The organism is Streptomyces sp. NPDC002588 (assembly GCF_040295925.1).
Classification (GTDB): Bacteria; Actinomycetota; Actinomycetes; order Streptomycetales; family Streptomycetaceae; genus Streptomyces.
The window spans coordinates 75372-97615 of the sequence record NZ_JBEOWF010000011.1 but is presented as its reverse complement, the minus strand read 5'-3'; the positions used below and the strand labels follow the sequence as shown (position 1 = coordinate 97615).

20 protein-coding genes are annotated in these 22244 nt (G+C 71.4%); 5 read left to right on the top strand and 15 right to left on the bottom strand.

The features are described 5' to 3' along the window. The first annotated feature begins 15 nt into the window (after positions 1 to 15). Positions 16 to 978, top strand: coding sequence for an RluA family pseudouridine synthase (locus ABT057_RS14920; RefSeq protein ID WP_352343287.1), 963 nt, complete (start codon positions 16 to 18; stop codon positions 976 to 978). On the opposite strand, the gene ABT057_RS14915 is transcribed toward ABT057_RS14920, so the two are convergent. From ABT057_RS14915 to ABT057_RS14890, 6 genes are all read right to left on the bottom strand, one after another. Continuing rightward, positions 972 to 2471 carry a cytochrome P450 gene (locus ABT057_RS14915; RefSeq protein ID WP_352343286.1) on the bottom strand — a complete coding sequence of 500 codons (1500 nt, stop codon included), beginning with the start codon at positions 2469 to 2471 and terminating at the stop codon, positions 972 to 974. The genes ABT057_RS14920 and ABT057_RS14915 overlap by 7 nt on opposite strands. 89 nt (positions 2472 to 2560) lie before the next feature. Continuing rightward, the gene (locus ABT057_RS14910) at positions 2561 to 3181 is read right to left on the bottom strand and encodes a GTP-binding protein (protein WP_352343285.1); all 621 of its coding nucleotides are present in this window, start codon (positions 3179 to 3181) and stop codon (positions 2561 to 2563) included. Further along, positions 3162 to 3581 (bottom strand): DUF742 domain-containing protein, encoded by a 420-nt coding sequence (locus ABT057_RS14905; RefSeq protein ID WP_352343284.1) that lies wholly within the window; start codon positions 3579 to 3581, stop codon positions 3162 to 3164. The genes ABT057_RS14910 and ABT057_RS14905 overlap by 20 nt, the downstream gene beginning before the upstream one ends. Then, positions 3578 to 3985, bottom strand: a complete 408-nt coding sequence (locus tag ABT057_RS14900) for a roadblock/LC7 domain-containing protein (RefSeq protein ID WP_352343283.1) — start codon at positions 3983 to 3985, stop codon at positions 3578 to 3580. The genes ABT057_RS14905 and ABT057_RS14900 overlap by 4 nt, the downstream gene beginning before the upstream one ends. Beyond that, on the bottom strand, positions 3982 to 5610 hold the full coding sequence (locus tag ABT057_RS14895) for an ATP-binding protein (protein WP_352343282.1): 1629 nt from the start codon (positions 5608 to 5610) through the stop codon (positions 3982 to 3984). The genes ABT057_RS14900 and ABT057_RS14895 overlap by 4 nt, the downstream gene beginning before the upstream one ends. 273 nt (positions 5611 to 5883) lie before the next feature. Further along, entirely contained in the window at positions 5884 to 6519 is a 636-nt protein-coding gene (locus tag ABT057_RS14890) for a TetR/AcrR family transcriptional regulator (RefSeq protein ID WP_352343281.1), read from the bottom strand. Positions 6520 to 6758: 239 nt separating this feature from the next. Between ABT057_RS14890 and ABT057_RS14885 the strand changes: the two genes are divergently transcribed. Genes ABT057_RS14885 through atzF form a run of 4 tightly spaced genes read left to right on the top strand, consistent with a single transcriptional unit; the run spans position 6759 to position 13359 of the window. Beyond that, positions 6759 to 7586 (top strand): urea amidolyase associated protein UAAP1, encoded by an 828-nt coding sequence (locus tag ABT057_RS14885; protein WP_352343279.1) that lies wholly within the window; start codon positions 6759 to 6761, stop codon positions 7584 to 7586. Next, a complete protein-coding gene (locus ABT057_RS14880) occupies positions 7583 to 8188 on the top strand; it encodes an urea amidolyase associated protein UAAP2 (RefSeq protein ID WP_352343278.1) in 606 nt (201 codons plus the stop codon). Before ABT057_RS14885 ends, ABT057_RS14880 begins: the two co-directional genes overlap by 4 nt. Continuing rightward, positions 8185 to 11691 (top strand): 5-oxoprolinase/urea amidolyase family protein, encoded by a 3507-nt coding sequence (locus ABT057_RS14875; protein ID WP_352343277.1) that lies wholly within the window; start codon positions 8185 to 8187, stop codon positions 11689 to 11691. Before ABT057_RS14880 ends, ABT057_RS14875 begins: the two co-directional genes overlap by 4 nt. Positions 11692 to 11706: 15 nt before the next feature. Then, positions 11707 to 13359, top strand: a complete 1653-nt coding sequence (atzF, locus tag ABT057_RS14870; RefSeq protein ID WP_352343276.1) for an allophanate hydrolase — start codon at positions 11707 to 11709, stop codon at positions 13357 to 13359. A gap of 92 nt (positions 13360 to 13451) precedes the next feature. On the opposite strand, the gene ABT057_RS14865 is transcribed toward atzF, so the two are convergent. The 9 genes from ABT057_RS14865 to ABT057_RS14825 all read right to left on the bottom strand — a co-directional run bounded on the left by ABT057_RS14865 (position 13452) and on the right by ABT057_RS14825 (position 22208). After that, positions 13452 to 16304, bottom strand: a complete 2853-nt coding sequence (locus ABT057_RS14865) for a DEAD/DEAH box helicase (RefSeq protein ID WP_352343275.1) — start codon at positions 16302 to 16304, stop codon at positions 13452 to 13454. Positions 16305 to 16436: 132 nt separating this feature from the next. Further along, positions 16437 to 17396, bottom strand: coding sequence for a twin-arginine translocase subunit TatC (gene tatC, locus ABT057_RS14860; protein WP_352343274.1), 960 nt, complete (start codon positions 17394 to 17396; stop codon positions 16437 to 16439). 47 nt (positions 17397 to 17443) lie between these two features. Further along, entirely contained in the window at positions 17444 to 17731 is a 288-nt protein-coding gene (tatA, locus tag ABT057_RS14855) for a Sec-independent protein translocase subunit TatA (protein WP_352343272.1), read from the bottom strand. Positions 17732 to 18014: 283 nt separating this feature from the next. After that, entirely contained in the window at positions 18015 to 18209 is a 195-nt protein-coding gene (locus ABT057_RS14850) for a hypothetical protein (protein WP_352343271.1), read from the bottom strand. 20 nt (positions 18210 to 18229) lie between these two features. Further along, positions 18230 to 18520 (bottom strand): hypothetical protein, encoded by a 291-nt coding sequence (locus ABT057_RS14845; protein ID WP_352343270.1) that lies wholly within the window; start codon positions 18518 to 18520, stop codon positions 18230 to 18232. Continuing rightward, a complete protein-coding gene (locus ABT057_RS14840) occupies positions 18517 to 19644 on the bottom strand; it encodes a helix-turn-helix transcriptional regulator (protein ID WP_352343269.1) in 1128 nt (375 codons plus the stop codon). The genes ABT057_RS14845 and ABT057_RS14840 overlap by 4 nt, the downstream gene beginning before the upstream one ends. A gap of 18 nt (positions 19645 to 19662) precedes the next feature. Beyond that, on the bottom strand, positions 19663 to 20640 hold the full coding sequence (locus ABT057_RS14835; RefSeq protein WP_352343268.1) for a helix-turn-helix transcriptional regulator: 978 nt from the start codon (positions 20638 to 20640) through the stop codon (positions 19663 to 19665). Positions 20641 to 20768: 128 nt separating this feature from the next. Beyond that, complete coding sequence (locus ABT057_RS14830; RefSeq protein WP_352343266.1) at positions 20769 to 21140, bottom strand: FKBP-type peptidyl-prolyl cis-trans isomerase; 372 nt, start codon at positions 21138 to 21140, stop codon at positions 20769 to 20771. Between the two features lie 60 nt (positions 21141 to 21200). Then, positions 21201 to 22208 (bottom strand): FKBP-type peptidyl-prolyl cis-trans isomerase, encoded by a 1008-nt coding sequence (locus ABT057_RS14825; RefSeq protein WP_352343265.1) that lies wholly within the window; start codon positions 22206 to 22208, stop codon positions 21201 to 21203. Positions 22209 to 22244 lie beyond the last annotated feature (36 nt).

The following is a 22244-nucleotide window of genomic DNA, read 5'->3' as shown; positions in this document are numbered from 1 at the left end:
GTAGTCTTGAGGGCGATGAGACGCCGTCCCCCTCCCCCGCCCTCGCCCCTCCCGCAGCGCGACGGGATCGACCCGGTGCGGGTGCGGCTGCCGGGCGTGGGCGGCTGGGCCACCGTGCGGGAGCATCTGGTGGAGCGGCTCGGCGGCGCTGGTGTCGGGGTCGTCGACGGGATGCTCGAGGCCGGGCTTGTCGTCGGGGCCGACGGAAGGGCGGTCGCGCCAGACGCGCCGTACGTGCCGGGGATGTTCGTGTGGTTCCACCGGGAGCTGCCCCCGGAGGTGCCGGTGCCCTTCCCGCTGGAGGTCGTGCACAGCGACGAGCACATCGTCGTCGTCGACAAGCCGCACTTCCTGGCCACCACTCCGCGCGGCAGCCATGTCACCGAGACCGCGCTGGCCCGGCTGCGCCGGGAGCTCGGCATTCCCACGCTCGGCGCCGCGCACCGCCTGGACCGGCTCACCGCCGGGCTCGTCCTGTTCACGGTGCGGCCCGAGGAGCGCGGCGCCTATCAGACGCTGTTCCGTGACCGGCGGGTGCGCAAGGTGTACGAGGCCGTCGCCCCGTACGAGGCGGCGCGCGCCTGGCCGGTGACCGTGCGCAGCCGGATCGTGAAGGAGCGCGGGGTGCTCGCCGCGTACGAGGTGCCGGGCGAACCGAACGCGGTCAGCCGGATCGAGCCCGTCGAGCACCGGGCGGACGGCCTCGCCCTGTACCGGCTGTTCCCCGAGACCGGGCAGACCCATCAACTGCGGGTCCACATGGCCGCGTTGGGCGTGCCGATCCTCGGCGATCCGCTCTACCCGGAGGTGACCGCCCCGGTGCCGGCCGGTGACTTCCGGCGCCCGCTGCAACTGCTGGCGCGGGAGCTGGAGTTCACCGATCCGGTGACGGGGGCGGAGCACCGTCTGCGCAGCGGCCGGACGCTCGAGGCCTGGACGTCGTACACCCGGTGGGCGGGCGGTCGGATCGGTCAGTAGCCGCGCCACCAGGCCAGGAAGCGCCGCCAGGCACTGGGCCGACGGACCGGATGCTCCGCGTCGGCGGGCCGTGGCGGCGCGTCGGACGGTACCTGTGGCCCGGGTCGGGGGGTGGCCGCGGGCTCCGCGGCGGCCGCGGCGGGCTGCGGGTCGATGTGCAGTGGCCGGGCGGTCCGCTGCGACGGGACGGGCGCGTGGGTCGGCCTGAGCTTGACGTCCTGCTGCGGCTTCGGCTCGAAGTACACCGGCAGCGCCACGAGTTGACGGGAGGCGATCGACGTCGTCCAGCGCAGGTCGTCCTCGTCGCAGTCGAGCTGGATGTCCGGCAGCCGGGAGAGCAGCGCGTCGACGCCGACGTCGGCGATGGCGCGGCCGATCTCCTGGCCGGGGCATTCGTGCGGGCCGCCGCCGAAGGCGAGGTGTGAGCGGTTGCCCCGCATATGGGCGGAGAGATCGGGCCGTACCCGCGGGTCGACGTTGCCGGGGGCGGGCGCGAACAGCAGGCCGTCGCCCTGGCGGATGCGCTGGCCGCCCAGTTCGGTGTCCTTGGTGGCGAAGTAGCCGAGGATGGTGCTGAACGGCGGTTCGTCCCACAGGGACTGCTCGACCGCCTCCGCCACCGTCATCTCGCCGCCGTTGAGCCGGGCGAGGAACCGCGGGTCGGTGAGGACCATGCGCAGCGCGTTGGACAGCAGGTTGGCGGTGGCCTCGTAGGCGGCGAAGAGGACCACCCGCAGGTGCTCGCGGACCTCGTCGTCGCTCAGTCCGGCCGGGTGGGCGATGAGATGGCTGGTGAAGTCGTCGGCCGGCTCGGCTCGGCGGCGCGTGGTGAGCCGGCTCAGCGCGTCCACCACATGTTCGTGGCTGGCCAGCGCGGTCTCGGTGCCCTTGAGCGCGTCGCGGGCGGCGGCCACCATCCGGTCGTCGTACTCCTCGGGCATGCCGAGGATCTGGCACATCACCGCCATCGGCAGGTGCTCGGCGAACTGGCCGACCAGGTCGGCCCGGCCCTCCTCGCAGAACCGGTTGACCAGGTACTGGCTGGCCCGGTGGATGTACCGGCGCACGCTGCGCTCCTCGAGCGTGGCCATGGCCGCGGTGACCGCGCCGCGCAGCCGTTTGTGTTCCTCGCCCTCGGCGTGGGAGCAGATGGGCTGCCAGGCGATGTGCGGCATGAGCGGGTGATCGGGCTTGACCATGCCCTCGCGCAGCGGGGTCCAGGTACGGCTGTCCCGGGTGAAGTTCGTGGACGCACGCACCATGTGCAGGTTCTCGGCGTGGCCGAGGACCACCCAGATCGGCACGTCGTCGTGGAGCAGGACCGGTGCCACGGGACCGTGCTGCTCGCGGAGTTGCTCGTACAGCTCGCCCAGATCCTCCGCGCCGGGGCCGTAGAGCCGTTGCAGTCCGCCGGGGACGTGGGCGGGGCAGCCGGGCGGCGGGTCCAGGGCGAGGTCGTGCGGTCCGGTCGTGGTGGGTTTTTCAGGCGTCACAGGTCTCGCTCCGAAACGGTGGGGGATCCGGTGGTGGCGGGTGGCGGGGTGTGCGGGTGCCCGGGGGTGTACGGCTGTCGGGGCATGGCTCAGGTGAGGCTGTCGGTCAGCGCGAGGGAGTGCAGGAAGCGCATCAGGGTCATCAGGACGTCGCGGCTGGAGGCCCGGCGGCGGGCGTCGCACTCCACGATCGGGATCTCCGGTGGCAGATCGAGGGCGGCACGCAGGTCGTCGAGGGGGTAACGGGGGCCGTCGGGGAAGGTGTTGACGGCGACCACGAAGGGCACGCCGCCCTCCTCCAGCCGTCCCATGACCTCGAAGCTGACTTCGAGGCGGCGGGTGTCGACCAGCACGACGGCACCGAGCGCGCCCTCGAAGAGGCCGTTCCACAGGAACCAGAAGCGCTCCTGGCCGGGGGTGCCGAAGAGGTACAGCACCACCTTGTCGGTGATGCGGATGCGGCCGAAGTCCATGGCGACGGTGGTGGCGGTCTTGGTGTCGGAGCCGTAGTCGTCGTCGACGCCGATGCCGGCCTGGGTCATGGTCTCCTCGGTGGTCAGCGGTTTGATCTCGCTGACGGAGCCGACCATGGTGGTCTTGCCGACGCCGAAGCCGCCCACGATGACGATCTTCGCCGCGGCCGTGACGGTCTGCGGAAGCCGGTCCTCGGCCCGGGGGCCGGGGAGTGTGTCAGAGACGTTGAAGTCCATGCATCACCGCTTCGAGGAGGGAACGGTCGGGAAGCTTCTGCCGGACGATCGGGGCGCGCGCCTGCACGAGGCCGGCCGCCAGCATCTCGGTGAGCAGCGCCGACACCACGCTGAACGGCAGGCCCAGATAGGCCGACAGCTCCGCCACCGAGAGCGGGGCGGCGCACATCCGCAGCACGGCCGTCTGTTCCGGGGAGGCCGACGAGGGCCGGTCGGCGCGCGCCACGACCAACGTCACCAGGTCGAGCAGCGCCCGCTCCCCGTCGGGCCCCGTGATGGTGTAGAACCGCTCGGGTTTCCTCTCCCCCTCTTCCTCCCGGGATTCTGCGGGGGGCGGGGGCGGCTCGGGGGCCGGGACCGCTACGGGTTGTCGCCGCCGGCGTTGCGGGGGCGTGGTCATACGGGCCGGCCGCCTCGGCGGGGCGGGCTGGTCAGATGGGCGCCGATCCGGACGACGAGGTCACGCATGGAGGCGCTCATCCGGCCCGGTTCGCAGCACACGTCGGAGAGGACCGCGAGATAGGCGTTGGCACCGGCGGACATCATGTAGAAGTAGCCGCCGTCCATCTCGATCATGATGAGGTTCATGTCGCCCTCGACGCACTCCATCTCCTGGGCGATGGCGGTGGCCAGGCTCTGCATGCCGGCGCAGGCGGCGGAGACGCGGTCCGCGGCGTCGGGTTCACCGGCGTAGCGGGCGATGCGCAGTCCGTCTGCCGAGAGCACGACGATCATCTCGATGCCCGGCACGCCGTCGTAGAGCTCCTTGAGCACCCAGTCGAAGTTCTGGCGCTGCTGGATCACGTGAGGTCCCCTTCGTCGTCGGCCTCGGGCTTGGGCTTGTCTTCGATCAGGTGCAGGTACGCGGTGGGATTGCGGGTGAAGTCGGTGGGGTGGACCCCGGGCGGCGCGATCTTCTTGAGGCCCTCCCAGAAGGCCTCGAAGGCCACTCCGGGCTCCTGCTTCTTCTTCTTTTTCACGGGCTCGGGCCGGGCCTGCTCGAACGGGTCCGGCTTGCCCTCGCGCTCGGCGCGTTCGGCGGCCTCCTGGGCGGCGTAGGCCTCCCGGTAGCGCACGGTGATCGGGATCGTCGCCTTGCTGCGGCGCTGCGGGAGACCCTTGTCGGTCCACTCGGTGACCACGGGCACGTCGTCTTCCAGCGAGACGCCCGCCGGGATCTTCGGGTTGGTGGGGCGGCGCTTCTTGGGCGGACGCTTGGGGCCCTCGAGCGCGCTGAGGTTGATCTGCGCGGCGGCGGCGCCGATGCCGTGCGCGTAGCCGGGGGCGGGGTCGGTGGTGAGCATCTCGCGGGGCACGATGAGCACGGCCCGGACCCCGCCGTACGCCGAAGTGCGCAGCGACACTTTCAGGTTGAACGACTTGCACAGCCGGCCGACGACCGCGAGGCCGAGACGTGGGGCGCCGCCGAGGTCCTGCATGGTGACGTCGCGCCGGGCGTCCTCCAGCATCTTCTCGGTCTTGGCGTGGGCCTCCTCGCTGAGGCTGACGCCGGCGTCCTCGATCTCGACGGCGATGCCGGTCTGCACCTCGAGGGCGTTGACGTGCACCTTGGACTGCGGCGGAGAGAAGCGGCAGGCGTTGTCCATGAGTTCGGCGAGCGCGTGGATGAGCGGCTCGACGGAGTTGCCGCTGATGTTGACCTGGGCGATGTTGTCGAGCTTGACGCGCGGATAGTCCAGGATCCGGGACATCGCGCCGCGCAGCACGCTGTACATGGCGACCGGCTTGGGCCAGCTGCGGCCGGGGCGGCCGCCGCCCAGCACGCTGATGGAGTCGGCGAGGCGGCCGATCATGGTGGTGCCGTGGTCGATGCGCAGCAGATCGTCGAAGACCTCGGGGTTGCGCCCGTGGTCCTCCTCCATCTCCCGCAGTTCCGCGGACTGCTGGTGGACGATCGCCTGGACGCGGCGGGCGACGCTGACGAAGGCGCGCTGGGCGGAGTCGCGCAGGGCCTGCTCGTAGTCGACGGCGTCCAGGAACCTCAGGTACATGGCGCGCTGCGACTCGTCGAAGTCGTTGAAGGTGGCGTCCACATCACCCATGTGGAGCATCACCTCGTCGGGGGAATTTCCGCCGCGCAGCCACTCCACGCCAAGGGGCATGAACTTGTCGGCGATACGGAAGTTCTCGTCCTGGTAGGTGGCGAGCCGCCGTTCGAGACGGGCGATGCGCCGGTCGTTCTCCGCGCGCAGTTCCGCCTGCCGGCGGGCGCGGCGCAGGGCACCGGACCCCATCGCGGTGACCACAAGGGTGGCGACGGCTCCACAGACGCCGACGGCGACCCGGGAGTGCGCCGCCACCAGCGCGGCAGCGGTTCCGGACGCCGCGGCCGTCAGTATCGCCGGCAGCAACAGCAGACGCGCGAAGGACACTTCTCGGCGACCGGGTGGGGACTGAACACTCACCATGTGGGCACCCTCTGTAGGGATCTGTCGGCATCTTCGGAACAATTGGGAACAGACGCACGAATACACCTCAACTCGGTGCGCCGCGGGCGAGCTTAGTCCGACCGGATCATCGCTGTGTCATATTCGGCAACCGTCTGAAACCGGCTGTGCGAGTGGAGTAACCTCAGCCCCATTTACACCCTTGGGCACCATTCGAACACACTGAGTAACGATGTGCGGGCGTGCGGGATCACGTTCACCTGAACAGGTGAGGCGGTCACTCCCAGGCGGGGTTCAGGCCCCCGTGATGCGCAGCGCCGCGTCGGCGGTGGCGCGCGCGAACTCCGAGACGGACCGGTCGGGATCGGAGCGGTGCACGAGGATCACACCCTCGATGAGCCCGAAGACGAGATCGGTGCGCAGGTCCAGCTCACTCTTGGCGAGCACGCCGCCCGCGGCCGTCGCGGCGATCAACTGCCGGTAGGCGTCCTTCAGTTCGGCCCGCACGGCATGGAATCCGGCGAACCGCTCGGCGCGCACCTCGGGCAGCAGGTACAGCCCGCCGAGGTTGTGCGACCCGCCGCACAGCAACTCCACGTCGGTGCGGCACAGCTCCCACAGCCGCTCCTCGGCCGCACGGGCGTCGTCGGCGAGCAGCGCGCGGGCGTACGTCAACGAGGGTGTGACCGTGGACTCCAACAGGTCGGCGAGGAGTTCCTCCTTGCCGGAGACGTAGTGGTACATGGAGGCCTGGCGCATCCCGGCGCGCTCGGCGACGGCCCGGGTGGTGGTGGCGGCGTAGCCGCGGATGGTGAACAACTCCGCTGCGGCGGCGAGCAGTTCGGCGCGCGGCTCGAGTCCGCTGTCCGGCCGCTGCGCCGCCCGGGGCCTGCCGACCCGCCGCCCGCCGCCCCCACCGCTGCTCTCCATGCGTTCGATCCTCGCACACGGCCGCACCCACCGGTCTCCGGGTGATCTCCAGGCGATCCCCGAGTGATCCCCGGGTGGCGCCGGGCGATCTCCGGGTGGTCCGCGGGCAAGTCCGGGTGAGGGGTCGGTAACCGAGCGGCAACACGCGGGCAATGCCCGCGACCCGGCCCGCCCCTAATTTCTGTCGGGCGACAGAAATTATCCACCAGCACGTCTCATCCGGCAGCCGGAGGTCCACGATGGCGGCGACAGCGACCACCTACGGAGCACGCGCCCACGCCCGCGCCCAGGAAGGCACCCGGGCCGAGGCCATGCCCGTCGTCCCGGCGGCCGACTGGCCGGCCCCGCCCTGCGAGGCGGGCCACCTGGTGTGGGCCGAGACGGTGGCGGGCGGCAACTACACCCACCGGGTCCTCGCCCGCGGCACCGAACTGCGCCTGACCGATCTGCGCGGCGACGCCTGCGCCCATCTGCTGCTCCACGTCGACGGCCGCCCCTGGGAGCGGCTGAACGTCGCGGACACGGTCAAGGTCCAGTGGAACGCCTACCTCGGTGAGGGCGTGCTGCTCCTGTCCGACCAGGGCCGCGTCCTCGCCTCCGTGATCGCCGACACCTCCGGCCGGCACGACGCCCTCTGCGGCACCTCCACGCTCGTCCGCAACACCGAACGCTACGGCGACGGCACCCCGCAGAGCCCCTCCCCCGCGGGCCGTGAGCTGTTCAAGCTGGCCGCCGCCAAGAACGGCCTCGAGCCCCGCGACCTGCCACCGTCCCTGGCGTTCTTCCAGGGCGTGGAGGTCCGCGAGGACGGCACTCTCGACTTCACCGGCTCGGCGGGACCGGGCGGCAGCGTCACCCTGCGCGCCGAACAGGATCTGACGGTCCTGATCGCCAACGTGCCGCACCCGGCCGACCCCCGCCCGGACTACGTCAGCACCCCGCTGGAGGTCCTCGCCTGGCGCGCGGCACCGACGGCACCGGGCGACCCGCTGTGGAACGCCACCCCCGAGGGCCGCCGCGCCTTCCTCAACACCGCCGAATTCCTCACCGCGAGGGGGCTCGCATGAGCACGAAGACCGTGGTCCCGGCCCGCGCCGCCTGGTCGTCCGTCGTCCGCGCCGGAGAGACGCTCACCATCACCGACCTGCACGGCAACCAGGCCGTCGACTTCCTCGTCTACGACGCCCACGACACGTCCGTGCGCTACAGCGCCCCCGACACCATCCACGCCCAGGGCGGCATCTTCCTCACCACCGGCAGCGTGCTGATGTCCAACGAGCACACCCCGCTGATGACGGTCACCGCGGACGCCGTGGGCCGCCACGACACCGTCGGCGGCGCCTGCTCCAAGGAGTCCAACACCCTGCGCTACGGCCACCACACCTACGCGCAGCACGCGTGCGTGGACAACTTCCTCGCCGAGGGCGCGAAGCACGGCCTCGGCAAGCGGGACCTGGTCTCCAACATCAACTGGTACATGAACGTCCCCGTCGAGAAGGACGGCACCCTCGGCATCGTCGACGGCCTCTCCGCCCCCGGCCTCGCCCTGACCCTGCGCGCCGAACGCGACGTCCTCGTGCTGGTCTCCAACTGCCCCCAGATCAACAACCCTTGCAACGGCTTCGAGCCGACGGCGGTGGAGATGACGATCACCGGGGCAGCCTCGTGAGCTTCGAGAAGGTACTGATCGCCAACCGCGGCGAGATAGCCGTCCGGATCATCCGCACCGCCCGCGAACTGGGCCTGCGCACGGTCGCCGTGTACTCCGACCCCGATCGCTCGGCACCCCACGTCCGGCTCGCCGACGAGGCGGTACGGCTCGGCCCGGCGCCCGCGAAGGAGTCGTACCTCGACGCCGATCTGGTCCTGAAGGCGGCCAAGGACACCGGTGCGGACGCGATCCACCCGGGCTACGGCTTCCTCTCGGAGGACGCGGTCTTCGCCCGCCGCTGCGCCGACGCGGGTGTCGTGTTCGTCGGTCCGACGCCCGGACAGCTGGAGCTGTTCGGCGCCAAGCACACCGCCCGGGCGGCCGCCGAGGCCGCCGGTGTGCCCCTGGCACCGGGCACCGGTCTGCTCTCCGATCTGCCCGAGGCACTGGAGAAGGCACGGGCCATCGGCTACCCGGTCATGCTCAAGGCGACGGGCGGGGGCGGCGGCATCGGCATGTCCGCCTGCCGCTCGGCGGACGAACTGACCGACGCCTGGGAACGCGTCCAGCGCGTCGCCGCCGCCTCCTTCTCCTCCGCCGGCGTCTTCCTGGAACGGCTCGTCGAGCACGCCCGCCACGTCGAGGTGCAGGTCTTCGGCGACGGCGAGGGCAAGGTCGTCACCTTCGGCGACCGCGACTGCTCCCTCCAGCGCCGCAACCAGAAGGTCCTGGAGGAGGCCCCGGCCCCCGGCCTCCCGGACCGGATACGCGATCAGCTCGCCGCATCCGCCCGCGACCTGTGCGCCTCCGTCGGCTACCGCTCCGCCGGCACGGTCGAGTTCGTGTACGACGCGGTCCGCGAGGAGGCCTACTTCCTCGAGGTCAACACCCGCCTGCAGGTGGAACATCCGGTCACCGAGGAGATCTACGGCGTCGACCTGGTCGCCTGGATGCTGCGCCTGGCGCGCGGCGAGCGGGACGTCGTGCACGATCCCGGACCGCCACGCGGCCACGCCGTCGAGGCCCGCCTGTACGCCGAGGACCCGAGCCGCGAACACCGGCCCGGCGCGGGCCTGCTGACGCGGGTCGAGTTCCCGGCGGGGGTGCGGGTCGACGGCTGGGTGGAGACGGGCACCGAGGTGACGACGTCGTACGACCCGATGCTCGCGAAGGTCATCGCCCACGGCGCGGACCGCGCCCACGCGCTCGCCCGCCTCGACGAGGCCCTGGCCCGCACGCGTATCGACGGCATCGAGACGAATCTCGGCCTGGTGCGGGCGGCGCTCGCGGATCCCCGGTTCGTGACGGCGTCCCACTCCACGGCGACCCTCGCCGATGTGCACGACCCGACGCCGCGCGTCGAGGTCGTCTCCGGCGGCACCCTCACCACCGTCCAGGACTGGCCCGGCCGCACCGGCCACTGGCAGGTCGGCGTCCCGCCGTCCGGCCCGATGGACGACCGCTCCTTCCGGCTCGGCAACCGTGCGCTGGGCAACCCCGAAGGCGCCCCCGGTCTCGAATGCACGCTCCAGGGGCCCTCGCTGAGGTTCAGCCACCCCACCACCGTGTGCGTGACCGGCGCCCCGGCCCCCGTCACCGTGGACGGCTCGGCGGTGACGCAGTGGAAGCCGGTGACCGTGCCGGCCGGGTCGCTGCTGGAGATCGGCGCGCCGAGCGAGCACGGGCTGCGCACCTACGTCCTGTTCGCGGGCGGCCTGGACGTCCCCGCCTTCCTGGGCAGCGCGAGCACCTTCACCCTCGGCCGGTTCGGCGGCCACGGCGGCCGGGCGCTGCGCACGGGAGACGTGCTGCACGGCGGGACGACCGCCGAGGGCACGGAGATCGAGGACCGTCCGTCCTTCACCTCCGTCTGGCACCTCGGCGCCGTCGAAGGCCCGCATGCCGCACCGGAGTTCTTCACCGAGGACGACATCCGCGACTTCTACGCCGCGGACTGGAAGGTCCACTTCAACTCGGCCCGCACCGGGGTGCGGCTGGTCGGGCCCAAGCCGCGCTGGGCGCGCACCGACGGCGGCGAGGCGGGCCTGCACCCGTCCAACATCCATGACACGCCGTATTCCGTGGGAGCCGTCGACTACACGGGCGACATGCCGGTGCTGCTGGGCCCGGACGGCCCCTCGCTCGGCGGGTTCGTGTGCCCGGCGACCGTGCTCAGCTCCGAGCGCTGGAAGCTGGGCCAGCTGCGCCCGGGCGACACGGTCCGCTTCAGGCCGGTGGACGTGTCCGGCGCGGCGCGCCCCGAGATCGTCGACGGCGGCGTCCTGGCCCGGGACGGGGACGTGACGTACCGGCGCAGCGGCGACGACAACCTGCTGGTCGAGTTCGGCCCGATGCAGCTCGACCTGGCGCTGCGGATGCGTGTGCACGCCCTGATGGAGGCGGTGTCGGCGGCCGCCCTGCCGGGGGTCACCGACCTGACCCCGGGCATCCGCTCCCTCCAGATCCAGACCGACCCGGCCCGCCTTCCGCAGCACGAACTCCTGGCGTCGGTACGGCGGTCGGTGACGTCGCTGCCTCCCAGCGACGAGCTGGTGGTCCCCTCCCGTACCGTGCACCTCCCCCTCTCCTGGGACGACCCGGCCACCCGCGAGGCCATCGCCCGCTACATGGCGGGGGTCCGCGACGACGCCCCCTGGTGCCCGTGGAACATCGAGTTCATCCGCCGCGTCAACGGGCTCGGCACCCCGGCGGACGTCTACGACACGGTCTTCGCCGCCGAATACCTGGTCCTGGGCCTCGGCGACGTCTACCTCGGCGCCCCGGTCGCCACCCCGCTCGACCCCCGGCACCGCCTGGTGACGACGAAGTACAACCCGGCGCGCACCTGGACGGCCGAGAACTCGGTCGGCATCGGCGGAGCGTACCTGTGCGTCTACGGCATGGAGGGCCCCGGCGGCTACCAGTTCGTGGGCCGGACGACCCAGGTGTGGTCGCCGTGGCAGCAGCGCGGTGCCTTCGAGACGGGCTCGCCCTGGCTGCTGCGCTTCTTCGACCGGATCCGCTGGTACCCGGTCGACGCGGACGAACTCCTCGACCTGCGCGCCGACATCATCTCCGGCCGCTTCGTCCCCCGCATCGAGGACGGCACGTTCTCCCTCGCCGACCACCAGTCCTTCCTGACCGAACACGCGGACTCCATAGCGGAGTTCCGCGGGCGGCAGCAGTCCGCGTTCGCGGCGGAGCGGGACGCGTGGGAGGCCGCGGGCGAGTTCGCCCGGGCCGATGCCGCCTCCGCCCCGGCCGCCGCGCCGGCCGAGGTGACGGTCCCGGCGGGCGGCCGCCTCGTGGAAGCCGAGTTCGCGGCGTCCGTATGGCAGTTGAACGTCTCGCCGGGCGACGAGGTGACGGCGGGACAGCCGCTGCTCGCGCTGGAGGCGATGAAGATGGAGTCCAGGGTGCACGCGCCGATGGCCGGTGTGGTGGCGGAGGTCCTGGCCAGGCCGGGCGACCAGGTGGAGGCGGGGACGGCACTGGTCGTCCTGGCCCCGGCCGCGAACTGAAAGAGGAACCGGAGCATGTCCAGCACTGTCACGCGTGTCCGCGCCGCCTACGCCCGCATCGAGGCCACCGACCGCCCCGAGATCTGGATCGACCTGCGCCCCCGGCAGGAGGTCGAGGCGGAGGCGCGTTCACTCGACGAGCGTGTGGCCCGGGGTGAACGCCTCCCTCTGGCCGGCCGGCTGTTCGCCGCCAAGGGCAACATCGACGTGGCCGGCCTGCCCACGACGGCGGGCTGCCCGGCATACGCCTACCGGCCGGCCGAGGACGCCCCGGTGGTCGCGGGTCTGCGCGCGGCGGGCGCGCTGCTGCTGGGCACGACGAACCTCGACCAGTTCGCGACGGGCCTGGTGGGAACCCGCTCCCCGCACGGCGCGGTCCGCAACGCCCACGACCCCGCACGCATCAGCGGCGGCTCGAGCTCGGGCTCGGCCGTCGCCGTGGCCCTCGGCATCGTCGACTTCGCGCTCGGCACGGACACGGCGGGCTCGGGTCGGGTCCCGGCCGCCTTCAACGGCATCGTCGGCCTGAAACCCACCCGCGGCCTCGTCCCGGCCGAGGGCGTCGTCCCCGCGTGCGCCTCGCTGGACTGCGTGACCGTGTTCGCCCGCACGCTGGCGGAGGCGGAGCGGGCTCTGGCCCACATGGCCACCGGCACGGTCCCGTCCGTCCCGGGCCGGGCCCCCGGTCCCTGGCGTGTCGCGGTCCCGCCGCTCACCCAGCTGGGGGAACTCGACGAAGGCTGGCAGGAGGCGTACGAGTCGGCGGTCGGGCAGCTCGCGGCGGCCGGCGCCGAGATCCGCACCCTCGACCTGACGCCCTTCACCGAGGCCGCGGCGATGCTGTACGAGGGCGCGTTCGTCGCCGAGCGCTACACGGCGGTGGGGAGCTTTGTCGACAAGTTGATCGAAGAGGGCGGGGAGGGCCTCGACCCGACGGTGGCCGGCATCATCACCCGTGCCCGTGACATCCCGGCGCACCGGCTCTTCGCCGACCAGGACCGCCTGGCCGCCCTGCGCACCCGGGCCCTGTCGGAACTCGCCGACGCCGACGCCCTGCTCCTCCCCACCGCCCCCGGGCACCCCACCCTCGCCGAGGTCGCCGCCGACCCGCTGGGTGCCAACGCCCGCCTGGGCCGCTTCACCAACTCCACGAACCTCTTCGACCTGGCCGCGGTGGCCGCCCCGGCCGGCGAGGTGAACGGCCTCCCGTTCGGCGTGATGCTGATCGGCCGGGCCTGCACGGACGAACGGCTGGCGAGGATCGCAGAGCTGCTCCGGCCGCAGACCCGGCTGGCGGTGGTGGGGGCACACCTGACGGGCCAGCCGCTGAACCCCCAGCTCCTGGCCCTGGGTGCGGTATTGGACCGTACGACGACGACGGCCGCCGCCTACCGGCTGCACGCCCTGCGCACGACACCCCCGAAGCCGGGCCTGGAACACGTGGGAGAGGGCGGCGCAGAGATCGAGACCGAGATCTGGCGTCTGCCGGCGGAGGGCCTGGGCCGCCTGCTGGCCTCCCTCCCCCGCCCGATGGCACTGGGCAGCGTCGAGCTGTCGGACGGCAGCAGGGTGCCGGGCTTCCTGTGCGAGCCGGGCGCGCTGAAGGAAGCGGAGGACATCACGCATCACGGCAGCTGGCGCTCATTTCTGGGCGAGCGCCGAGGATAGGGGCCTCGAAGGGCGCGGGGCCGGGTCGGTCTGCGGCTGGGCCGCATGAGCGCGGCCTGCCACGGCTTCCCCGTACCCGCCGTCGCCCCCCCTCACCCCACCGACGAGTAGGCCACGACCCCCCGCAGCAACTGATCAACCGCCTTGCGCGCAGCCTTCGCCACGGTCGAGCCCTCCGCGGCGGACGCCGCCGAGATCTGCCCGAGAACGTCGATCACCTGCTTGCACCACCGCACGAAGTCCCCCGCCGGCATCTCCGCCTCCCGCAGCACCTCGTCGAGCCCCTTCCCGGAAGCCCACATGTACGCGGCCCAGGCGAAGCCGAGATCGGGCTCACGCTGCCCGACGCCCTCCGTCTGGTTGATCCGGAAGTCCTCCTCGAGGGCGTCGAGCCGCCCCCAGATCCGGACCATCTCCCCCAGCGCGGCCTTCGCGTTGCCGGACGGCAGCTTCGGCGCCATCGCGTCGTCCCCGGCCCGCGCCTCGTACACCAACGCGGAGGCGCACGCGGCGAGTTCGGCGGGGCCGAGCCCCTCCCACACGCCGGCCCGCAGACATTCGCTGGCCAGCAGGTCCAACTCCCCGTACAGCCGGGCGAGCCGCTTGCCGTGCTCGGTGACCTCGTCGGCGCGGAGATAGTCCAGCTCGGTCAGCAGCGCCACGATCCGGTCGAAGGTGCGCGCGATGGTGTTGGTGCGCCCCTCGATGCGCCGCTCCAGCTGCGAGGTGTCCCGCAGCAGCCGGTGGTAGCGCTCGGCCCAGCGGGCGTGGTCCTCCCGCTCGGCGCACCCATGGCACGGGTGCGCGCGGATCGCCGTACGCAGCCGGGCGATCTCGCGGTCGTCGGCGGCCTGGGACCGCTTCTTGCGGGCCCGCTCCGGCGGGATGTGCCCGGCCTTGGTGCGCAGCGCGGAGGCGAGGTCCCGGCGGGACTGCGGGGAACGCGGATTGAACGACTTCGGGATCCGCATCCGCTCCAGCGCCTCGACCGGCACCGGGAAGTCCATCGAGGCCAGCCGCTTGACCTGCCGCTCGGCCGTCAGCACCAGCGGGCGCGGCCCGTCGTGCGCCTCGAAGCCGCGATGCCCGTTGGCCCGTCCGGCCGGAAGACCGGGGTCCAGCACCAGTGCCAGACCGGCGTACTTCCCCGCCGGCACATGGATGACGTCACCCGGTTTGAGCTTCTCCAGCGCCACGGCGGCCTCGGCACGCCGCTGGGCGGCGCCCTGCCGGACCAGCTCGGTCTCGCGGTCCTTGAGTTCGCGGCGCAGCCGCGCGTAGTCCTCGAAGTCGCCGAGGTGGCAGGTCATGGAGGCCTTGTAGCCCTCGAGTCCCTCCTCGTTGCGCTGCACCTGCCGGGAGATGCCGACGACCGAGCGGTCCGCCTGGAACTGCGCGAACGAGGTCTCCAGCAGTTCGCGGGAGCGGTGCCGCCCGAACTGCTCGACCAGGTTGACCGCCATGTTGTAGGACGGCTTGAAGCTGGAGCGCAGCGGGTACGTGCGCGTGCCGGCGAGGCCTGCGAGATGGTCGGGGTTCATGGCGCGCTGCCAGAGCACGACGGCGTGCCCCTCGACGTCGATGCCGCGCCTGCCCGCACGGCCGGTCAGCTGGGTGTACTCGCCGGGGGTGATGTCGGCGTGCTGCTCGCCGTTCCACTTGACGAGCTTCTCCAGGACCACGGACCGGGCGGGCATGTTGATGCCGAGCGCGAGGGTCTCCGTCGCGAAGACGGCCTTGACCAGCCCCCGTACGAACAGTTCCTCGACGACCTCCTTGAAGGTCGGCAGCATGCCCGCGTGGTGGGCGGCGATACCGCGCTCCAGGCCCTCCAGCCACTCGTAGTAGCCGAGGACGTGCAGGTCCTCGTGCGGGATCGCGGCGGTGCGCTCCTCGACGAGGGCGCGGACCTCGGCCCGTGCCTCCTCGTCGTTGAGCCTGAGGCCGGCGTACAGGCACTGCTGGACGGCGGCCTCGCAGGCGGCGCGGCTGAAGATGAAGGTGATGGCGGGCAGCAGTCCCTCGGCGTCGAGGCGCTCGATGACCTCCGGCCGCCCGGGTGTCCACACCCTGGACCGCTGCCGTCGCTCCCGCTCCCGGTCGGCCTCGCGCATCGCCCGGCCGCGTCTGCGGTCCTGGTACGACGGGCGGCTGGCCTCCATCCTGGCCAGCCGGGTGAGGTCGGGGTTGACGGCTCTGCGGTGGCCCTCGCCCTCCTCGAACAGGTCGTACATCCGCCGTCCGGCGAGCACGTGCTGGAACAGCGGCACGGGCCGGTGCTCGGAGACGATCACTTCGGTGTCGCCGCGGACGGTGTCCAGCCAGTCGCCGAACTCCTCGGCGTTGGACACGGTCGCGGAGAGGGAGACCAGGGTGACCGACTCGGGAAGATGGATGATCACCTCTTCCCATACGGCCCCCCGGAAGCGGTCGGAGAGGTAGTGCACCTCGTCCATCACCACGTATCCGAGGCCGAGGAGGGTCTGCGAACCGGCGTACAGCATGTTCCGCAGGACCTCGGTGGTCATCACGACCACCGGGGCGTCGGAGTTGACGCTGTTGTCGCCGGTGAGCAGGCCGACCTTGTCGGTGCCGTAACGGCGGCACAGGTCGGAGTACTTCTGGTTCGACAGCGCCTTGATGGGTGTCGTGTAGAAGCACTTCTTGCCCTGCTGGAGGGCGAGGTGGACGGCGAACTCGCCCACGATCGTCTTGCCGGAGCCGGTGGGTGCGGCGACCAGGACGCCCTTGCCCGCCTCGAGTGCCTGACATGCCTCGATCTGGAAGGGGTCGAGACCGAAGTCGTACATCTCGCGGAAGGACGCGAGCGCGGTGGCCTGCTCGGCGGCACGCATGCGCGCCGCCGCGTACCGCTCGGCCGGGGAGAGGTCCTCTGTCATCGTGCTTTCGAGCGTACCGGGCGCCACTGACAACAGGACGATCATTATCCGGATCTGACCTTGCGAAACCTGGGTTCACGCAGTTCAGGGGCGCCCGTCCGGCAGCGCCCGCACCATGCGGAAGCGGCCGGCTGCGCTCTGTGAGCGCGCCGGCCGCGGCCCGGTGGACAAGGTGGATCAGGTCACGTCGTCGTACCCGTTGACCCGCTCCGTGCTCGCCTGCTCCGGCAGTGCGCGGCTCGCGCTCACCGTCTCGACGTCGCCGATGTCCTCAGGCGTGAGGTCGAGTTCGGAGGCCTCGTCGTCGGCGGGGCCCAGGGCGTCGCGACGGCGCTTGCGGCGGTCGTTCATCAGGGAGAAGGCGCACGCGCCGAAGTACAGGACCCAGATCGGGCCGGCGAGCGCCATCATCGAGAGCGGGTCCGTGCTGGGCGTGGCCACGGCCGCGAAGACCGTGATACCGATGATCATGGCGCGCCACCAGCCGAGCATGCGCCTGCCCGTGATCATCCCGGTGAGATTGAGGAAGACCAGCAGCAGCGGCAGCTCGAAGGAGAGGCCGAACACGATGACCATGCGCGTGACCAGCTGGAGCAGGTCGTCCAGCGGCAGAAGGTTGCTGACGCCGCCGGGGGTGAAGTCCATCAGCACTTCGGCGGTCGTCGGCAGCACCGAGTACGCGAAGTAGCCGCCGCCCAGGAACAGCGGGACGCCCGTGCCGACGAACGCGTAGGCGTACTTGCGCTCGTGCTGGTGCAGACCCGGGGCCACGAAGGCCCACAGCTGGTAGAGCCAGACCGGCGAGGCGAACACGATTCCCGCCGTCATGGAGACCTGAAGGGCGAGCGTGAAGGGGGCGAGCAGACCGTTGATCGTGATGCTGGCGCACTTGTTGGTCGCGTCGCTGTTCTTCAGCTCGCTCGCGATCTGCTCGAATGTCTTCCCGCACCCGACCGAGTCGAGGATCGGCCTGGTGAGGAAGTTGATGATGTCGTTGTAGAAGAAGGCGGCGACGATCGTCACGATGACGATGGCCAGCAACGCCTTCGCGAGCCGGTTGCGCAGCTCACGGAGGTGATCCGCGAGGGGCATCCGCCCCTCGGGGTCCTTCTCCTCCTTGCGGGCAGACTTCAGCAACCCACGTTCCCATCTCGTGCGGCGGGCCGGAGGTCACCGGCCCTGCGTCAGCGCTTGGTCGTGTCCGTCGGCTCGCTGACCGGGCGGGAGCTGGTCACATCGCCGGGGGCGGCCTGGATGGTGCGCTGCGCGGGGGGCTCCTCGCCGGGGTTCGGCGGGCCCGCCGGAGTGGCGTTGCTGCTGCCCTCCTCCTTCATCGCCTTGGCCTCGCTCTTCAGAATGCGCGCGGACTTGCCGAGCGAGCGGGCCATGTCCGGAAGCTTCTTCGCGCCGAACAGCAAAATGATGACGACGAGGATGAGAATCATCTCGGGAGCACCGAGCTTTCCGAACATAAGTCTTTACCTTCTCACCGAGGCGGCTGGGTGGGGGTGCTGTGCGACCAGTCGGACAAATGTCCGAACGATCGTGTTGTCAGCGATCGTAACGCTCAGGGGTGAACGTGAGGCAATCCCCGTGCGTACTCCCGGTCCGCGGTCCGGGCCTCGTTCTCCGAGCCGCGATCAGCAGCGTACCCGCCCACCTGGCCGCTCCGGGAGGGCGAAGTGGCCCAAAACGCATTCGGCACCGGACTCACAGCACCACCACAGCGCTACGCCAGCGCCGGCACAGCGCTGCTCACAGGGTGTCCACAGCCCGGGCGACGCTGAGGGAGGCCCGCTCGAGGTCCTCGGCGGCCCGGTTGATACGGCGGGCGGATTCCGTGACCTGCCGCCCCAGCCGCCGCGCCTCCAGAAAGACCCGCACGGCGAACACCGCGAGGACGGCGAGACCCAGGAAACCCACGGCTACCGCGAACATCGGCCAGAACATGACGCCGAGCCTAGACCGTCCTACGGGGTGGTCAGGCGCAGGGTCCGCACGCCTCCGCCGAGGAGGAGTTCGACGATCCGCTCACCGGCCGGCTTGCGCACGGCCGCGCCGCAGTCGGGGCAGGTGAAGGAGTAGAACGTGGTGCGGCTCGTGGCGCCGATGGCCAGCCGCAGGGCGCCGGCGGCGAGCTCGAAGCAACCCCGGCAGTCGGGGCAGCCCGCCCTGAAGGTCACCGGGGTCACGCTCCGCATACCGGCGAACGCGGAGGCCACCGAGATGCCCTGCGCACCGGACGTCACCGACTCGCTCACAGCTGCTCCCGCCCGTCGAACTGCCTGTCGTCCTGCACGCCGCGCGGAGCGTGCGGCCCGTCGGCCACCCCACCCGCCTCAGCCCCACCGGTCCCGGCGGCCTCGGCACCCCCGCCGGCCCCGTAGGTCACGTCGGCCACCTCGATGCCGTCGTACGCCGCCAGTGCCTCCGCGGCGGCGCTTCGGGCGCTGTCGGCGAGGGCCGGCGGCGACACGATCCGGCCGTCGCGGCCGAGCCGCAGGGCCAGCCGCCGCAGCGAGGCCGGTTCGGGCGTGCGCAAGGTAATACGCAGCCCGCCGTCGGAAAGCTCATCCGCGCTGTCGTGCGGGTAGTACTCGGCGACCCAGCGACCGCCCGGCCCCACCTCGACGACGACCTCCGGGTCCTCGGCGGCCGGCTGCACCAGCGCCTCCGACAGATCCCGCAACTCGATCTCCGGCGGCGCGGCCGGCTCGTCGAGGATCCTGATCTCGGCGACCCGGTCCAGCCGGAAGGTACGCCGGGCCTCGGAGCGACGGCACCACGCCTCCACGTACGTGTGCCCGACGCTGACCAGGCGGATGGGGTCGATCTCGCGCTCGGTGAGCTCGTCACGCGCGGGCGAGTAGTAACGGATCCACAGCCGGCGGCGCTCGGAGATCGCCCGGTCGACGTCCGCGAACACCCCGCCCTCGGACTCGAAGGTCACCGACAGCCGGGAACTCGCACCCGCCGTCTCACCGGCGGCCGCCTCCACCTTCGCGGTCGCCCGCAGCAGCGCCTGCCGGTCGCCCTCCCGCAGACCGGGCAGCGTGGAAACCGCCCGCGCGGCCACCAGCAGCGCGGTCGCCTCGTCGGCGGCCAGCCGCAGCGGTTCGGCGGCCTCCGCGCCGAGCGCCGCCGGATTGTGCCACCAGATGCGCTCACCGTCGGTGTCGATGTCCAGAAGGTCGCCACCCCGGAAGCTGGTGCCGCACATGGGCAGCACATCGAGATCCGAGACCAGCTCGTCCTCCGTGATCCCGAAAGCGCGCGCCACGTCCTCGATCCGCGCGCCGGGACGCTCCCGGAGATACGTCACCAGGGAGAGCATCCGCCGGGTCTGGTCGATCGCGTTCGCCGGCCTGACCGGTTTGCCTGCCACTGTGTTGCTCGCTCCCCCTCAGCCCTTGGCCACGGCCCGCAGCCGGTCCACGACGTCCGCCCGCAGCTCGGCCGGCTCCAGGACCACCACGTCCGGCCCGAACTCCACCAGCCAGGCGTCCAGACCGTGCCCGTACGGAATCTCCAACTCGTCCCAGCCGTCACCGAGTTCCCGAACAGCGGCGGCCTTCGCCCGCAAGGGGTACCCGGCGCCCGACCGCAGCCGGATCAACGCGCTCCGGTCGGCGGTCTCCCCCGCCCAACTCGCCACGGTCTCCCGGACGGTGACCACATCGGGGACGGGCGCGGTGAAACTCCCGCCACGCGAACGCACCTTGCCGGTGATCCGGGACAGCCGGAACACCCGCTCCGCACCCCGGTCCCGGTCGAACCCCGCCAGATACCAGTGTCCGCGCCAGCACTCGAGAGCCCACGGCTCCACATGCCGGGTCTCGGGATGGGCCGCGGTCGCCTTGCGGTAGTCGAACACCACGGGCCGACGGTCACGGCACGCCAGCATCAACGGCTCGAACGCCGCCTCGTGCACGGGGATCCGCGGCTCCAGCGCACCGTGCGCCTCGTACGGGTCGACGTCCTCCGGCAGGCCGGCCGCCCGCAGCTTCTGCAGCGCCCCGCTGGCCGCACCCGCGAGACGGGCCTGCTGCCACACCTTCGCGGCCAGCCCGAGCGCGGCGGCCTCCTCCGCGTCGAGAGTGATGGGCGGCAGCCGGTTGCTGTCACGGCGGGCCAGATAGCCGATCTCGCCGTCCAGGCTCTCCACGGTCTCGATGACCAGACCGAGCTCGCGCAGATCGTCCTTGTCCCGCTCGAACATCCGGTTGAAGGAGTCGTCGTTGCCCGCCGCGCCCGTGCCCGGCCTGAAGGCCTCGACGTAGGCCTCGATGGAATCGCGCAGCTCACGCTTGCTCAGCGGCCTGCGCGTCCCGAGCAGGCACAGCGCCAGGTTCATCAACCGCTCGGCCTTGGCAATGGCCATCGACGCCCTTCGCCTTCCCTATGGTGCTTACGATCGACGACCGTACCGCCCCACGGTCCCCCGGCAAAAGCCGAGGGTCCATGCCGCGCGGGCATGGACCCCAGGTGACCGACTCGGGGCGGTCCCGCTCAGACCGCGATCAGGTCCACCACGAAGATCAGCGTCTCACCGGGCTTGATCGCCGGGGTGGGGCTCTGGTCGCCGTAGGCGAGGTGCGCCGGAATGGTCAGCCGACGGCGACCGCCGACCTTCATGCCCTGCACACCCTGGTCCCAGCCCTTGATGACACGGCCGGCGCCCAGCGGGAAACGGAACGGCGCACCGCGGTTCCAGCTGGCGTCGAACTCCTCACCGGTGCTGAAGGAGACACCCACGTAGTGGACGGTGACGGTCTGACCGGCCTGCGCAACCTCGCCGTCGCCCTCCCAGATGTCCTTGATCTCGAGGTCCGCCGGGGGCTCGCCTTCGGGAAAATCGATCTCGGGCCGCTCGATGCTCACGTCACTGCTCCTGCTTGTCTACGGAAAGGCAACATGCACAGTCTTACACCCTGAGCGGCCTCACATCTTGGCGAGGATGTCCACCGAGAACACCATCGTGGAGTCCTTCTCGATACCGCTGCCGCTCGGCGGACTGTCGCCGTACCCCAGGGACGGCGGAATCACGATGACGACCCGGCTGCCCACCTTCTTGCCGGTCAAACCCTGCGCCCAGCCCTTGACGACCTGCTGGAGCGAGAACGACGTGAGCGACTTGCGGCTGTACGTCGAGTCGAACTCCTTGCCGGTGTCCCACACCACGCCCTCGTACTGCACCAGCACACTGTCGTCCGCCGCCACCGCGTCGCCGTCGCCCTCGATGACGTAGTTCGACACCAGCTTGCTCGGCGGGTCCGCCTTCGGGATCTCGACCGAGGGCGCCTTGCCGTCGGTGTTGGTACCGACCTTCGGCAGCTTCGGGTCACTCTGCGCGACGTTCTTGCCCTTCGCGGAACTGCTCGCGTTGAACGTGGCCAGGATGTCGAACACGAACACCAGCGTGTCGGTGCCCTTGACCCCCAACTCGGTGCTGCCGGCCTTGCCGAAGCCCCAGGTCGGAGGCACGGAGAACAGCACGCGGCTGCCGGTCTTCCGCCCCGGCAGCGCATAGCGCCAGGCCTCGAGCGTGCCCTGGGCCAACTGGGTGACCAGCGGCGTCTTCTTGTCGTAGGAATTGTCGACGACCTTCGCGGTGTCCCAGATCTGGGCCAGGTAGTCCGCCTGGATGAAGTCGTTCTCCGCGACGACCTTGCCGCCGCCCGCGATCACCGTCTTCACCGCGAGCTGGTCCGACGGATCGCCACTGCCCTTGGCCACCGTCGGCTTCTCACCGAACTTCGTGCCCGCCGTGATCGCCGGCAGCGGACCGTCCACGATCTTCGGCGGCGGCGCGGCCGAAGAGGCCGACGCCGAAGGCGAAGGCGACGCGCTGTCGCTCGCCCCGTTCGAGTCGGACTTGTCGTCACTGCACGCGGAGAGCGTGACCAGTCCGGCAGGGACAGCGGCAAGAATGATGGAGCGTCGGCGCACGTCGAGGGCCTCGTAATCGGTCGATCTTGTGTAGGG